The 14819-nt window shown below is 44.6% G+C and carries 12 protein-coding genes and 1 other RNA gene; 7 read left to right on the top strand and 6 right to left on the bottom strand.

Features of this window, described 5'->3' with window-relative positions; all coding sequences use genetic code 11:
- Positions 1–29: 29 nt before the first annotated feature.
- The 6 genes from C6Y39_RS01980 to C6Y39_RS01955 all read right to left on the bottom strand — a co-directional run bounded on the left by C6Y39_RS01980 (position 30) and on the right by C6Y39_RS01955 (position 7385).
- Positions 30–905 (bottom strand): EamA family transporter, encoded by an 876-nt coding sequence (locus tag C6Y39_RS01980; RefSeq protein WP_105929639.1) that lies wholly within the window; start codon positions 903–905, stop codon positions 30–32.
- A gap of 52 nt (positions 906–957) precedes the next feature.
- Complete coding sequence (locus C6Y39_RS01975) at positions 958–2508, bottom strand: M28 family metallopeptidase (protein WP_105929675.1); 1551 nt, start codon at positions 2506–2508, stop codon at positions 958–960.
- Positions 2509–2836: 328 nt separating this feature from the next.
- Positions 2837–4009 (bottom strand): FAD-dependent monooxygenase, encoded by a 1173-nt coding sequence (locus C6Y39_RS01970; RefSeq protein ID WP_105929638.1) that lies wholly within the window; start codon positions 4007–4009, stop codon positions 2837–2839.
- Positions 3996–5351 carry an FAD-dependent monooxygenase gene (locus C6Y39_RS01965; RefSeq protein WP_105929637.1) on the bottom strand — a complete coding sequence of 452 codons (1356 nt, stop codon included), beginning with the start codon at positions 5349–5351 and terminating at the stop codon, positions 3996–3998. The genes C6Y39_RS01970 and C6Y39_RS01965 overlap by 14 nt, the downstream gene beginning before the upstream one ends.
- A 70-nt stretch (positions 5352–5421) precedes the next feature.
- The gene (pepP, locus tag C6Y39_RS01960; RefSeq protein ID WP_105929636.1) at positions 5422–6735 is read right to left on the bottom strand and encodes a Xaa-Pro aminopeptidase; all 1314 of its coding nucleotides are present in this window, start codon (positions 6733–6735) and stop codon (positions 5422–5424) included.
- A gap of 83 nt (positions 6736–6818) precedes the next feature.
- Positions 6819–7385 carry a UPF0149 family protein gene (locus tag C6Y39_RS01955; RefSeq protein ID WP_105929674.1) on the bottom strand — a complete coding sequence of 189 codons (567 nt, stop codon included), beginning with the start codon at positions 7383–7385 and terminating at the stop codon, positions 6819–6821.
- Between the two features lie 534 nt (positions 7386–7919).
- Here C6Y39_RS01955 and ssrS point away from each other — a divergent pair.
- The 7 genes from ssrS to serA all read left to right on the top strand — a co-directional run bounded on the left by ssrS (position 7920) and on the right by serA (position 14754).
- Positions 7920–8102: non-coding RNA, 6S RNA (ssrS, locus tag C6Y39_RS01950), on the top strand.
- A gap of 21 nt (positions 8103–8123) precedes the next feature.
- Positions 8124–9020 (top strand): ribokinase, encoded by an 897-nt coding sequence (locus tag C6Y39_RS01945; protein ID WP_105929673.1) that lies wholly within the window; start codon positions 8124–8126, stop codon positions 9018–9020.
- 22 nt (positions 9021–9042) lie between these two features.
- Complete coding sequence (locus tag C6Y39_RS01940; protein WP_105929635.1) at positions 9043–9984, top strand: nucleoside hydrolase; 942 nt, start codon at positions 9043–9045, stop codon at positions 9982–9984.
- A gap of 61 nt (positions 9985–10045) precedes the next feature.
- Positions 10046–11674, top strand: a complete 1629-nt coding sequence (locus C6Y39_RS01935) for an ATP-binding protein (RefSeq protein WP_105929634.1) — start codon at positions 10046–10048, stop codon at positions 11672–11674.
- A 99-nt stretch (positions 11675–11773) separates the two neighbouring features.
- Positions 11774–12394 (top strand): 5-formyltetrahydrofolate cyclo-ligase, encoded by a 621-nt coding sequence (locus C6Y39_RS01930; protein WP_167390600.1) that lies wholly within the window; start codon positions 11774–11776, stop codon positions 12392–12394.
- A 90-nt stretch (positions 12395–12484) separates the two neighbouring features.
- On the top strand, positions 12485–13141 hold the full coding sequence (gene rpiA, locus C6Y39_RS01925; protein ID WP_105929672.1) for a ribose-5-phosphate isomerase RpiA: 657 nt from the start codon (positions 12485–12487) through the stop codon (positions 13139–13141).
- Between the two features lie 383 nt (positions 13142–13524).
- Positions 13525–14754 (top strand): phosphoglycerate dehydrogenase, encoded by a 1230-nt coding sequence (serA, locus tag C6Y39_RS01920; RefSeq protein ID WP_105929671.1) that lies wholly within the window; start codon positions 13525–13527, stop codon positions 14752–14754.
- The last annotated feature ends 65 nt before the right edge of the window (positions 14755–14819 follow it).

Raw genomic sequence — 14819 nt, 5'->3', positions numbered from 1 at the left:
TTCGTTGTATAAGAGCGTTTAAAACGAGTCTACGCCCACATCACCATAACCGCAGCAAGCCCAATTAATAACAACCCTACAATTTCTCGGCGAGTCACAACATTTTTGAGCCAATAGTGTGACAACAGCAACGTAAGCAACACTTCAAGTTGCCCCAGCGTTTTGACCAGTGCTACATGCTGTAATGCCATGGCTGTAAACCAACAAATAGAACCTAAGCAGCTAACCGTGCTTATCGCTAGCACCTGCTTTTTGGCATTCACTAATTGGCTAAACACGAAAGGTTTGGTTAATGCAATATATCCACTTAAAGCTATAGCCTGAACACACAGCACCCACAAAAGCACCCATGCTGCAGCCACTGTATGCTGAATATCAAGCATATGGCTAGCTTCACGCACTAGCAATGAAGTTAGAGCAAAGCAGGTACCGCAGGCAAGGCCTATAGCAATGGTTTTCACACTAATACCATGAAGACGGTTGCCGCTGCTTAGCACGAATACGGCTATTCCACCTATGACTATGCCAGCCCAACCGAGAGGCGTTAAGTAACTGCCGAAAAACAGCATACCTACCACGCCCGCCACTAAAGCTTCGCTTTTAGCCAAGCCAGCTCCAATGGCAAAATTCTTCTGCTTAAACAAAATCACCATTAAAGAAGTGGCCGCTATTTGAAGTAGCGAAGCACACAGTATCACTGCAATAAAAGAGCCTGAGAACTGAGGTACTTCACTTGCGCTACTGCGGTAGAGAATGAGCAAATAGACAAGAGCTATTGGCGGGGCCAAGATAAAGCGAGATAGCGTCACTCCAGATGTGTTTACTGAGCTGCTCAGCTTGCTCTGCAGTGCATTGCGCACGGTTTGCATAACAACCGCGCCCAATGTAAATAAAATCCAACTCATTAGCGTCGCTTTATCTTGAAATTCGTATTTTAATCTGCCGTTCTAGCGTGTTTTATTTAGCGCTGGTTTCGCGTTCAGACAGCGACTGCAAACGCTTTGCTTTGAAGTCACTCTCGCGCTTCCAATAAGGCCATACATCGCCTCGAGCATAATAAGTTAGCATAGAGCCAATAAGCGAGAGGTCTTGCTCTACGCCACCTAATGTCCAGCTGGGAAGGTAGTCGTCATCTGCTTTATGGTAACGCTTGGTAATAAAGCTTGGGTCGGTATCGCCCAAACTCATAAACAGAATTGATGGTACTCCTTGCTTAGCGAGCGCAAAGTGATCAGAGCGGAAAAATAAACCATTTTGAGGGCGTGGGTCCATTTTTACGGTTCGCCCTTGTAACGCGGCTGCGTTTGCTAAGTCATCTTCAATAGATAGGTAACCTTCGCCGTATTGCAAAATATAATCTACGCCATCGTTTACATTCATGCCGTCGATGTTTAAAAACGCCACCATTTTGGATGTGGAAATAGGCGGGTTGTTTGCGAAGAAATCAGCGCCAAGCAGCCCCGTTTCCTCAGCAGTGAATGCACTGAACATAAGGGTACGTGAAAAACGCTTTTCCGCTTTGGTTAGTGCATCAGCCAATGTAAGCACGCCAGCCACGCCTGAGGCATTGTCGACCGCGCCGTTATAAATTGTAGTTTGGCCGTTTTTCTCAACCTTTCCTAAGTGATCCCAGTGGGCATGCAGCATTACCCACTCGTCTGGCTTTGTTGTTCCTTCTAAAATTCCTGCCACATTTTGAGATTCGGCATGCTCAATGGTGTTGGTGAAGCTCAATGAAGCCTTCGCTTTTAATTCAATAGGTATGAAGCCAGGTTTCGATGCCTTGTCTTTTAGCTCGCCATAATCTAAGCCCGCTTTTTCAAATAGTTGTCTTGCCGCATTAAGATGAAGCCAGCCCATTACACCAACTTGCGAAGCGTTGTTTTCTTCGTCAACCAAACTGAATTTAGTATTGGAGTTTGAGTTCTCGACAACCCCCCATCCATAACCTGCGGGCATAGTTTCGTGAACAATGAAAACGGCTTCTGCACCTTGTCTGGCCGCTTCTTCATATTTGTATGTCCAACGACCGTAATAAGTCATGGCATTACCTTGAAATAAAGCAGGATCTTTAGAGGCAAATCCCGGATCATTAACCAACATGACAACCGTTTTTCCCTTTACGTCTATGCCTGCATAATCATTCCAATTATATTCGGGCGCATTAATGCCATAACCTACAAAGATAACGTCGCTGCTATTCAACGAATAATCTTTAGCGATTCGCTGCGTACGTGCCGTAAACTCAGCGCCAGCCTTAAACGTCAAATCACCAATAGTAAGGGCGCTCATGTTATTAGGTGTAATTTTGGCAAGCGGTACTGCTTGAGTGTAGCTCTCGCCAAAGGCAGGCTTCAGACCTAGCTTCTTATATTGAGCGACCAGATAACTTACTGTTTTCTCCTCACCTTTTGATAGTGGACCTCGACCTTCGAACTCATCACTAGCCAAGGTTTTAGCGTGCTCGCGATAAACGCCCAAATCAATAGGGGCATTATTCAGCTTCATTTTCTCGCTTGCTAGCGTTGCCGAAGATGATTCATCGGCGATTTTAGTAGTAGCTTCAGCACTTGCTAAGCTAATAGAAAGAGCAGCGGTAAGCAGGGAGGCGCAAGCGAAAAACAAGGCACGATAAGGTTTGCAAAGAGAAATAGTCATAAACCGTTGGTACAAATAAAAAAAGGATACCGAAGAGTATCCTTTACAGCTGACTATCTCAACGCCAAGAATGGGGTCAGAGTACATTATTAGCTTTCTTCCCTACATCAAAACTAGAGAAATGTACTCTGACCCCATTTTTGAAGTTGGAAAAAGTACTCTGACCCCATTTTGGGATTTATAGGCCCATGGCGTGGCTGACAAAAGCGTTTTTAATTGTGCCTAACCTGTCGGTGGCAGACAGCCCTATACCACGAAGAAGTTTTTTGAATGGGTCGTTACCATCAAATAAAAATTTAAAACCGTCCATCGCAGCGATCATTTTCATCGCTTCTGTTTTACGACTGCGTTCATAGCTTCGCAAGTTTTTATAAAGACCGATATCTTTACCTGATGCATTAAGACTACTCAGCGTTTCAGCCAAAACAAGCGCGTCTTGCATACCTAAGTTGGCGCCCTGCCCCGCTAGTGGATGAATAGTATGGGCAGCATCTCCAATTAGAACAACGCCATCCTTTGCCCACTGCCGTGCATAGCGCATGGTAAGAGGAAAGGCTGAGCGTTTTGTTTCGAGCGCAGTCATACCGAGTTTGCTATTGCTGGCTGCCGTTAACGCGTTACAAAACGCTTCGTCATCTAATGCCATCAGCGAAGCAGCTTGTTCCGGCGTTTGCGACCATACAATGGAACACACATTTGGCGCCACCATGGGAAGTAAAGCGAGTGGCCCTGTGGGTGTAAATGCTTGTCTGGCAACGTTGTTGTGAGGCTCGTCCGTTTTTATATTGGCTACAATGGCAGTGTGCTCGTAATCTTTGAAGGTAATGGGCAAACCAGCCTGCTTTCTTACAAACGAATTGGCACCATCTGCACCTATTAACAACCTGCAGCTTAGCACCTCATCGTTATCTAGCATAAGCATGGTTTGATTTGGCCCTGCTAGCACTCTTTCAATGCCAGCAGTAACAAGCTGAACATTCGATTGTGCTTCGCCAGCCTCAGCTAGAGCATTCACCAGCGCTTGGTTTTCAACAATTATGCCTAACGCATCGCTTCCCATTTCGCCGCATGAGAAATGGATGTCGCCAAAACTGTCTTTATCCCACACATGCATATCGGTGTAAGGGTTCGCGCGGTCTTGTTGTAGATAGTTCCACACATCAAATTGTTGTAGCGCCTTGATATTGGCCTGGTTTATGGCGCTCACTCTGGCCGTAGGCTTTTCAGAAAGCGGTTGATAGCACGCTGCCTTGTCAATAACGGCTATGCTTAATTCACTATTTTTAAGAGCGGCAGCAAGGGTTAACCCTACAATTCCCCCGCCCACTATTGCTATATCAACGTGCTGCATTGCGGTCTCTATTTATCTGCGGTGTTTCGCCATACCCAGTTGTATGTTTAACGAAGGCTTTCTTTGCCTGCGGCATCATACTTAGCGCCAGTAGCGATACATTCCGGCCAATTACCGTTGGAAAGTACTGATTAGAAAAGGTTCTTACCAAGGTATCGGTAAGGGTTATTGTATTGTTTCTGTCCTGTTTTCTTTCGTTTGCATAGCGTTGCAGAACATCAAATGCGCCCGCATCAAAGCGTTCAGGGAGATACTCAGGCACAGCTTGACTCTCACTGTTATCTTCACGCTTGTCTGCCGCATTTTGTTGTGCATTATGCGCACTTGACGACGCGCTAAGAACATCAATTAACGTACTTAAGTCTCGCAAACCCAAATTAAAACCTTGCCCTGCAATGGGGTGTAAAGCTTGCGCTGCATTACCGACAACCACTGCGCGATGGCTTGTCAGTGATTCAGCTTTAACAAGCATGAGCGGATAACTTGCTAACTCACTGACTCTGAGTATTTTACCCTGTCTATAACCAAACGCATTTTGCAATGCCTTTATAAATTCTGTTTTAGTTAACTTCATCAAAGCCTTTGCGGCTTCTGTTTCTACCGTCCATACGACTGAAAACCCGTTTCCTCGCGCTTTAACGCCTTCAATTTCACTATCGAAGGGAAGAAATGCCAGTGGACCATTTTTTGTGAAGCGTTCGTACGCTTTGTTTTGGTGAGGTGTTTGCGCATGTACATTAAATACAATGGCGGTTTGCTTATAGTCACTCACGGTTTTAGCAATTCCAACCTGCTGCGCTAGACCAGAGCGGCCTCCATCAGCTAACACCAGTAGCTTTGCCGTAAGCCTCTCGCCATTATCAAGCGCAACGTTTACCGCATCTTTTTGCTGAGTTACCGTTTCTACTTTTGCCGGGGCGATGTATTGATACGCCGAACTAGCATTTGCTGCCAAACGTGTCAGCGTGCTTAAACTTACAACTTGTCCGAAAGCATCAATGTGATAATCATCGCTATTGAGGTTAAGTAATCCCACATGCCCTTTGTCGCTTACTTCGATATGCTTGATTTCTGGAGGGAGTTCACCGTTGTGCTGTTTAGCCACATCTTCCAGATTTAGCCCGACACTAGAGAGTTCAGCTACTGTACGTCTTGCAAGTGCAATGACGCGCGTATCGGTAAATGGATTAAAATCAGTATTTGATTCCTGAGTTTGTTTTGGGTCTGCAGCGTCAATCAGCGCTACAGAAAGTCCTACTTTTTCTGCAAGCCCTTTGGCCAACACGGTTCCTACGATACCGCCACCAATAATTACTACATCCACCGCTTCTGCTGATTTCACCGTGTTTTATCCTGCCGCCCTGTTTTTTTCGTTATTTTTCTGCGTATACGCTAAATTACCGCCTATGCTTTCAACTTTTTTTCATAAGCGCTTCGATTTCTTCAATTTCTTTGGGCACATCTGAGGTGAGCACATCCACGCCAGTGGCGGTGATAACCACATCGTCCTCAATACGAATACCGATACCCTTATATTTATCTGGCACATCGCTGTCTCGGCTTATGTAAATGCCGGGTTCAACGGTGATAACCATACCTGGCTTCAGTGGACGATCTTCGCCTTCAATCTTATAGTTACCTACATCGTGTACATCAAGCCCGAGGAAATGCCCCAAGCCATGCATATAAAATTGTCGCCAGCTCTCGCTTTGTAGGTTCTCAGCTACACTACCTTCTAATATACCGAGGTCAACTAAACCCTGAGTAATAATCTCGGCGCTGTGTAACATCGCTTCAGAAAGCGTTACACTTGGCGCAAGCATATCTAACACACTTTTTTGCGCTTTTAGCACAACGCTGTAAATGTCCCGTTGAGCCTGGCTAAAAGTACCATTCGCCGGAAAAGTGCGAGTAATGTCGGCAGCATAGCCTTGATACTCTGCGCCAGCATCGATCAAGATCAAATCACCATCATTTACTTGCGCGTTGTTCTGAACGTAATGTAAAACACAGGCATTCTCGCCGCTTCCTACGATGGTGCTATAGGCGGGTGAGCGTACGCCGGCCATTGCGAACTCATGATGAATTTCTGCTTCTAACTGGTATTCAAAACAACCCGGCGCAGCGAACTGCATTGCACGTTTGTGAGCGCGCGCGGTAATTTCTCCCGCCGCCTTCATCACGGCAACTTCACAGGCAGATTTAAACAAACGCATTTCGTGCAAAATAGGGCGAAAATCGTGTATTGCTCGTGGTGCAAGAGACTCTTTGGGCGCATCTCGTAAGGTATTTAACGCCTCAGTGATTAACTTGTCGTGTGCTTCGTTATGACCTAATCCAAAATAAAGGTTATCTTGCCCTTGAATTGACGCCAGCAATGCCTCTTCAAGTTCTTGAAGTTCAAAAGCTTCATCTAAACTAAAACGGGACAAAGCCGCTTCAGCCCCAAGGCGCTTCCCCTGCCAAATTTCGGCGCTTTTGTCTTTGTCTTGCACCACCATCGCTCGGTAACTTTCACCATAGCGTGAATGGTTAGATAATATTAGCCATGCATTCGGCTCTTCAAACCCAGTTAAATACCAAAAATCGCTGTCTTGCCTGAAGGTATACTCGGTATCTCGACTGCGTGTGACTAATCCTGCTGCCGGCACAATACATACACTGTTTGGTCCACACTGAGCCAGTAGCCTGTCTTGTCTGGCAATAAACTCTTGCGCACTAATCATAAACGAGAAAACCCTGAGTAAGTGACTTGAATGACCTGAACTAAGTAGTTAATTAAAACGCTACTTTTTCCGTTAGTAATTGTTTAGTGTACGGATGGCGTGTCTTGTTGATCATCTAATAGTGATTGACCAAGTTCGCTGAAACATAAAATAGCAGAGACCTTTACGTATTCTTCCACTTCGAACAATGCCTTTTCCGACTCTTCATCTGCGTCCATAGGCTCTTCCATACGAGAGATATCAGAGAAATCCTCTAGGGCCTCTTTTACATCTTCTGAGCATTGCATCAAATCTTGTTGATGAAGTCCAAACCCTAACATAAACCCTTGAACCCAATTGATAAGAGCAGCACCACGATCATTGATAGGCGCGTGGTCTTCGGGAAGCAATAAGTTCAATGCAAACTCCGGCTCAAGCAATTGTTGGCAGGTTTGATTAAAAAGCGCATTCAGAAGGTGCTCGGTTTGGTCGTCGAAGCTTTCCCCTTGATTAATGGTTTCACTCAACGCTTCTTGCCATTTTAGATCAGTGAGAGACATTCCCCCGCAAAGCATGCCGCACAGAATGCCATGGACTTCGGCTCCGTCTACTATGATGCCTTGCTGAGTCAATTTATTACTTACACTGTCGTAATCGAGCTGTTTTTCCACGGTTCTTTCTCTTCGTTTGAAATGATTTGAGATTAACGCACCATTGTTACCTGGCCCATATCTCTTGATGGAGATAATACTAGCAAAAATCAATCTATAAAGCCTACCTTTGGCAATCTTGCTGTCATGGGATAGCAGTGCCAGCAAAACGTCGTACACCCTTTGCACAACCACTTACAACACTTGTTTATTCGGTGCTCAAACAAACTTAATTTGTGTTTGTTTATCAAAATTAAAAAGCGGTATGGGTAGCAACACTGCATGATTTCATCTAAGATCAGTGTCGTTGGATAAGGATTTCCTCTCGCACAGCGTTTCAAACTGTCTTTTAGTCTGTTATTTCCTGAATTAGCTGTTTGGTTATTATTGAGCTTAACTAATATGCGTGTATAATTGCTGACCAATTGGTCAAGAAAAGTAATATTTTTTTACCGCTTTTATAATCACCACGCAAATTAGTTATAAAGCGCTTTAGGTGATCCTCTTCACTGGATCTCGCGTTTGATATACCCTGTTGCGTTAATACAACAACAATGTTTCCTGGGATGTTTGCTAGTTCATTCATGTCCCTGGCCGATGCTTTAAACCAAGGAAGTTGAAACAGCTGCTATTGTGCAAGCTCGACACGTATCGAGAAGCCTACGGCAATTGTGATACTTCCGCCCTGAACTTTTCGGTTCACGGGCGAAACATGGACAGCGGCATTCTGGGAAGCGCCCTCTTTCGACGGAAGAAGAAATGGCAATAATAAATTTTGGCTCTATAAATATTGACCACGTTTATCAGGTAGATCACTTTGTTCAACCTGGTGAAACGTTAGCTTCTACCCATTACCAAACCTTGTTAGGCGGTAAGGGTGCAAACCAGTCTATAGCTTTAGCGCAAGCAGGTGCAGACGTCAGGCACGTTGGCAGCATTCACGAGAACGACGCCTCATTTAAACAAGCACTTATTAAAAAAGGTGTGGATTGTCGTGGCGTAAAGTGTTCCGAAGTCCCTTCTGGTCACGCAATTATTCAAGTTACTCCTAGCGGCGAAAATGCCATCGTACTTTTTGGTGGTGCAAACCAAACCATAGATGCGAAAACCGTTATGCAGGCGCTAGACGACACACGCCCTTCAGACTGGGTGCTTACTCAAAACGAAACGAGCAGTATTGAAGAAGTACTTCGCCAAGCTAAAGAGAAGCAGCTTAAAGTAGCTTTTAACCCTGCCCCTATGAGCGAGTCGGTCAAACAATTACCTCTCGACTGCGTAGATTTACTTATTGTAAATGAAACAGAAGCAGCAGCGATTACGGGTAAAGAAGAACTTGAAGATATTGTGACCGTATTTAAAGAACAATGGTCACATTGTGAGGTTATAATTACGCTAGGTAAAGCAGGCGTAATGATGCTTCGTAAAAGCGACGTTATTGAAGTTAAAGCCTTCTCTGTTGACGCTGTCGACACTACCGCAGCGGGTGATACCTTCATTGGGTATTTCCTTTCAGCTTATTGTAATCACACTGATGCAAAACAAGCATTACGCCGTGGCTGTGCAGCTTCTGCAATTGCAGTAACGCGAGAAGGTGCCGCGCAAAGTATTCCAACACAAAAAGAAGTGGATCGTTTCTTAGCGAAACACGCCAATTAGCAAGACGCATTGAGATAATTTGATGACACATAAAATCATATTAGATACAGATCCGGGCATTGATGATGCGATGGCGATATTCTTCGCATTTCAATCACCAGATATCGAAGTCCTAGGTTTAACCACTGTTTTTGGTAATGTTCCAGTAACTATGGCGGCACAAAACGCGCTAACTCTGTGTGAAATTGCCGGTAAAGACATTCCTGTTACCAAAGGTGTTGGTATGCCTTGGGTAGGTCCTGAATCTACTTACGCTCACTTCGTTCATGGCGAGTATGGCTTTGGACATATTAAGCCAGAAGCGCCTAAAACTGAGCTAGACCCGCGTAGCTCAGCCCAGTTTATCGTAGATATGGCCCGCAAGTATCCAGGCGAGATTACTATTGTCGCTATAGGTCCACTTGGCAATCTAGCGCTTGCTTTGCGCCTTGAACCTGAGCTGCCGAAGTTAGTGAAAGGCGTCAGTATTATGGGCGGCGCCGCATTTGTACCTGGCAACGTAACCCCTGTTGCTGAAGCCAATATTTGGAACGACGCAAATGCCGCTGAAATCGTATTTGCTGCAGATTGGGAACTGACCATGTTCGGTCTTGATGTGACTAACTTCACACCTTTCTCACCTGAGTTTGTAGAAAAACTTGAAGATAAAAACAATACCCTTGGTGGGTTTGTTAAAGAAAGCGCACAGTTCTACATGGACTTCTACTCACAGAACCGTGAAGACCGCGTTTGTTTTTTCCACGATGCATTCCCTATTGCACATCTTCGTCACCCAGAGCTATTTGAACTGACAGAAGGTCATGTTCGCGTTGGTACTGGTACGCTAGATAGAGGGCAAACGGTTGTAGCGCCCAAAGGAACGACACCAAGCCCGCTGTGGAATGAGGCGAACACTATTAAAGTCGCTACTAAAGTTGACCATCAAAAACTGGAACAATTATTCATAGATACCTACGCTCTGTGATATCGTTAAGGGATTGTTTATATACAATCCCTTTTTTATTTCAGCGTTAGGTAAAATCTCTATGGAAGCGGCGCCACTGCCTAAAAACGAAGAAGAACGTTTAGCAGAGCTATTAAGTTACGATGTACTCGATACTGAAGCCGAAAAACTGTTTGACGATCTAACCGCGCTTGCCTCGCATATATGTGAAACGCCTATTGCCCTCATTAGCTTAGTCGATCCAAACAGACAGTGGTTTAAATCGAAAGTGGGCCTTGATGCTGAAGAAACATCAAGGGAAATAGCGTTTTGTTCCCACGCTATCTTACAAAGAGAAGTGTTTGAAGTTCCAAACGCCACCCTCGATCCACGATTTCACGATAACCCCTTAGTTACTGGCGCGCCAGATATACGTTTTTATGCAGGGGCCCCACTTATTACTCCGTCGGGTCATGCTATAGGGACATTGTGTGCAATAGACAAGAAACCTCGCCAACTAACCGATGCTCAAAAAGCTTCACTTCAAACCTTAAGTAAATCGGTAGTGGCACATCTTGAACTTAAACGAAAGAACAGAGAACTTGAGCGAACCAGCCAATTCAAGTCTGATTTCTTGTCTTACATAAGCCATGAAATTAGAACTCCGCTCAACGCTATCAATACATTCAGCCGTCTACTTGAAAGTGAAGCAAGTAAGCTGAATCTGCCTGGCACTTTCTCTACGCCTTTATCACACGTATCGCAAAGTGGCGAAAGGCTTCTGGAAATTGTTAATTCTGTTTTAGATATTAACCAGATAGAAGCAGGTAAAATGCGGGTAATGCCACGAGCTGTCCGCTTAAACGACTTTTTCACTCACTTATTTTCCCTCACTAAGATTCGCGCTGAAGAAAGCGGTGTCGTATTTAACACGTCAATTGAGACAGCGCTGCCTGAATCTCTATTTTTTGATGACACTAAGTTCGGTCAGGTTGCGCTTAACATACTCTCTAACGCAATAAAGTTTACGGCAAAGGATAAATCTGTAAAAGCGCAGGTGAAATACAAAAGCGGTAAATTAATTTTTAACGTGATTGATCAAGGTATTGGAATGAGTGAGGAGGACCAGGAGCGTCTGTTCACCCCCTTTGAGCGAATGGAAAATGCCCGCAAGATAAGCGGGACGGGTTTAGGCCTCAATATATCAAAGCGCCTTATCGAGTTAATGGACGGCTCAATTAAGGTGAGTAGTAAGTTAAACGCAGGGACACGGGTTAGCGTATCAATACCCGCCGACTCAATCGATACTTCTCAGTTTCCCGAATCATCCCCGCGAAGTCTCGTGGCGCAATTAAATATTGATAAATCAGCTAATGTGCTTGTTGTTGAGGATCACTACATTAACCAAGTGGTAATCCAAACACTTTTTGAAAAGTTAGGCGTTCAATTTGCCATTGTGAGTACTGGTGAGGAAGGCGTTGAATATGCAAAGTCGCACCCTGTTGAACTTGTTCTTATGGACTTAAACTTACCGGGTATTCAAGGTGATGAAGCGACAGCTCAAATAAAAAGATTGAGGTCTGAGCTTCCAATCGTTGCCTTAACTGCAGATGTTATTACGAAGCCCGATTATCTTCGAGAAAAAGGCCTAGATGATGTATTAACAAAGCCTATTAACAGTGATGAGCTTATTCGCGTACTCAATCACTTTTTAGCAAAAGAAAAGCAGTAAAATGACAGCGACTACAGAACGGCCCAAATTGCCAGGCTCACTGCATACGCCCTATAGTTAAATACAAAACTACACTAGAACATGGTCTCAGAACAAATATTGAAATCGCGCACCGCCTTGAGAAAAGAGCTTCGAGAAGCACGCCGCGCGTTAAGCGCAGTTCAACAGGAGGAGGCCGCATGTGGAATAGCGGAGCAACTACATCAGTTGCCCTTATTAAACCACGCTCGCAATATAGCCGGTTATTTAGTAAACGATGGCGAAGTCGATCTTGGCCCCTATATTGCCTCGCAGTGGCAGAGCACCCCTTCGAAACAATTTGCGTTGCCCGTACTTCACCCCGTTTGCAAAGGTCACTTACTTTTTCTTTTTTACTCCAGCCATACTGCACTGGTGAAGAACAAGTATAAAATCAACGAGCCTGCACTATCCTGTCAAAACGTACTTCCAACGTCACAATGTGACGTTATTCTTATGCCTTTGGTTGGATTTGATATTAAAGGAAACCGACTAGGCATGGGGGGCGGTTACTATGACAGAACACTAGCGTTTACCCGAACTAAACGGCACTCTCATGATCAACTATCCCCTAACAATCCAAAGCTTGTCGGTATTGCTCACGATATCCAAGAGGTCAAATCATTACCTATTGCGCCTTGGGACGTGCCGTTAGACGCCATTGTCACGCCGACTAGGACGTTAATTTTCAACAACACTTAATATTCACGATATCAAAATGTGATGACTTATATGTGGGAGCGTTTACGCATATACGTTACACTGCCAAAAACGATAAGCCGGAGAATGACCATGGATCAGAACGCAAAGAAACAAGCCGTAGCCAAAGCAGCCATCGACTACGTTGAGTCTGACAGCATAGTGGGTGTGGGTACAGGTTCTACCGTCAACTTCTTTATTGAAGAACTTGGCAAGATAAAGCATAAAATTGAAGGTGCAGTCTCAAGCTCAGAAGCCTCGACCGAGCGTTTGAAAGCACTTGGTATTGAAGTATTTGAACTTAATGAAGTAAGCAACTTATCTGTTTATATCGATGGAGCAGATGAAGTTACTGAACATAAGCATATGATCAAAGGTGGTGGAGCCGCACTCACTCGCGAGAAAATTGTTGCAGGTGCCGCCACGACTTTTGTCTGTATTGTTGATGAAAGTAAGCGTGTGCCAGTACTGGGCTCATTCCCGCTCCCGGTTGAAGTTATTCCTATGGCTCGCTCTTTTGTTGCTCGCGAGTTGGTCAAACTGGGCGGAGACCCTGAGTATCGTCAAGGCGTTGTGACCGATAATGGTAACGTTATTTTAGACGTGCACAATCTCGAGATATTAAACCCTCGTGAGCTAGAGCAGAAAATTAATAACATTCCAGGCGTAGTAACCAACGGAATTTTTGCGCTGCGCGGTGCTGACATTGTACTTAGCGCAACGGAGAGTGGCGTCGAAACTTTTAAGTAAACACCATTAGAAGTAAGCAAAAGACTTCTATGCAGGTGATGCAGCTCATTACTTTTTTGCGTATGTGCAACACCTGTGGTGAAAAGCTAAACAAAAACTGCTTTTAACTTTATACGTTTTCTGTTAATTTCCGTTTAGACGTCTAGATGTCCTTTAAAAGAAAGTAGGTATTCTTGTTCCTCGAAGCCATTAGCTTCGACGAAAAGCAAAACCGACGGAATTAAAAGCGTGGTAGCGCTACATTTCAGACTAAAAACAGCTTTGATAAGTGAAGCGAGAAATAGCTAAGCTGCAATACCGTTAGAAGCCTTTAACAAACGTCTGAAGCACGTGTTTTAGTGATTCAAGTAAACCAAATTACATCAGTGAGAGATAGCGAGTTCATGAGCAAAGTTTCATTAGAGAAGGATAAGATCCGAATTTTGTTGTTAGAAGGTGTTCACCAGAGTGCCTTAGAAACACTTCAAAGCAATGGGTATAGCAACATTGAATTTCTCAAGACCTCTCTTCCAGAAGACGAGTTAATCGAGAAAATCAAAGACGCTCACTTTGTAGGTATTCGCTCGCGCACGCAAATTACAGAGAAAGTGGTTGATGCTGCGCAAAAGCTAGTGGCCATTGGCTGTTTCTGTATTGGCACAAACCAGGTTGATCTTGAAGCGACACAGCGCCGCGGCATCCCAGTATTTAATGCGCCATTCTCGAACACACGTTCAGTAGCAGAATTAGTGCTTGGACAAATTATTCTTCTACTTCGCCAAGTACCTAGCAAAAACGCCAAAGCACACCGTGGAGAATGGGAAAAAACGGCCGTTGGCTCATATGAAGCGCGTGGTAAGACATTAGGCATCATTGGTTATGGCCACATTGGAACGCAGCTTAGTATCCTTGCTGAACACCTTGGCATGCGCGTTCAATTTTTCGATATTGAAGACAAACTTGTATTAGGTAACTCGGCTCAAGTGAAGTCACTAGAGAAGCTACTTAGCACATCTGATGTTGTATCGCTGCATGTTCCTGAAACGCCTCAAACTCAAGACATGATTGGTGAAAAAGAGCTGTCACAAATGAAAAAAGGCAGCATTCTTATTAACGCATCTCGTGGTACTGTGGTTGATATTGATGCGCTTGCAAAGGCACTGGAGAGCGGACAACTCAACGGCGCGGCAATTGACGTATTCCCTGTTGAGCCGAAATCTAATACGGAAGAATTTGAATCGCCACTTCGCGCGTTCGATAACGTCATTCTTACTCCTCACGTAGGTGGAAGCACGCAGGAAGCACAAGAAAATATCGGTATAGAAGTCGCTGGAAAACTCGCGAAATACAGCGACAACGGCTCTACGCTGTCGGCAGTTAACTTCCCTGAAGTTTCGTTACCTGAGCATACGGGTCGTTCACGCCTGCTTCATGTACACAAAAACCAGCCCGGTATTCTTACTCAAATTAACCAAGCATTTGCAGAGAAAGGCATCAACATCGAAGCTCAGTACCTTCAAACCAATTCAGAAATCGGTTACGTGGTTGTTGATGTGCAAGAAGACCGCGGCTATGAAGCCCTCGCTGAACTACAACAAATTGACGGTACAATCAAAACACGTATTCTTCATTAGAAGCGATACCAACAACACCTTGATGATACATCTACTGCAAGGTGTCTTTTACAAAAAAACGCTGC

Source organism: Alteromonas gracilis (assembly GCF_002993325.1).
GTDB lineage: Bacteria > Pseudomonadota > Gammaproteobacteria > Enterobacterales > Alteromonadaceae > Alteromonas > Alteromonas gracilis.
This window is presented reverse-complemented; position numbering and strand designations above follow the sequence as displayed.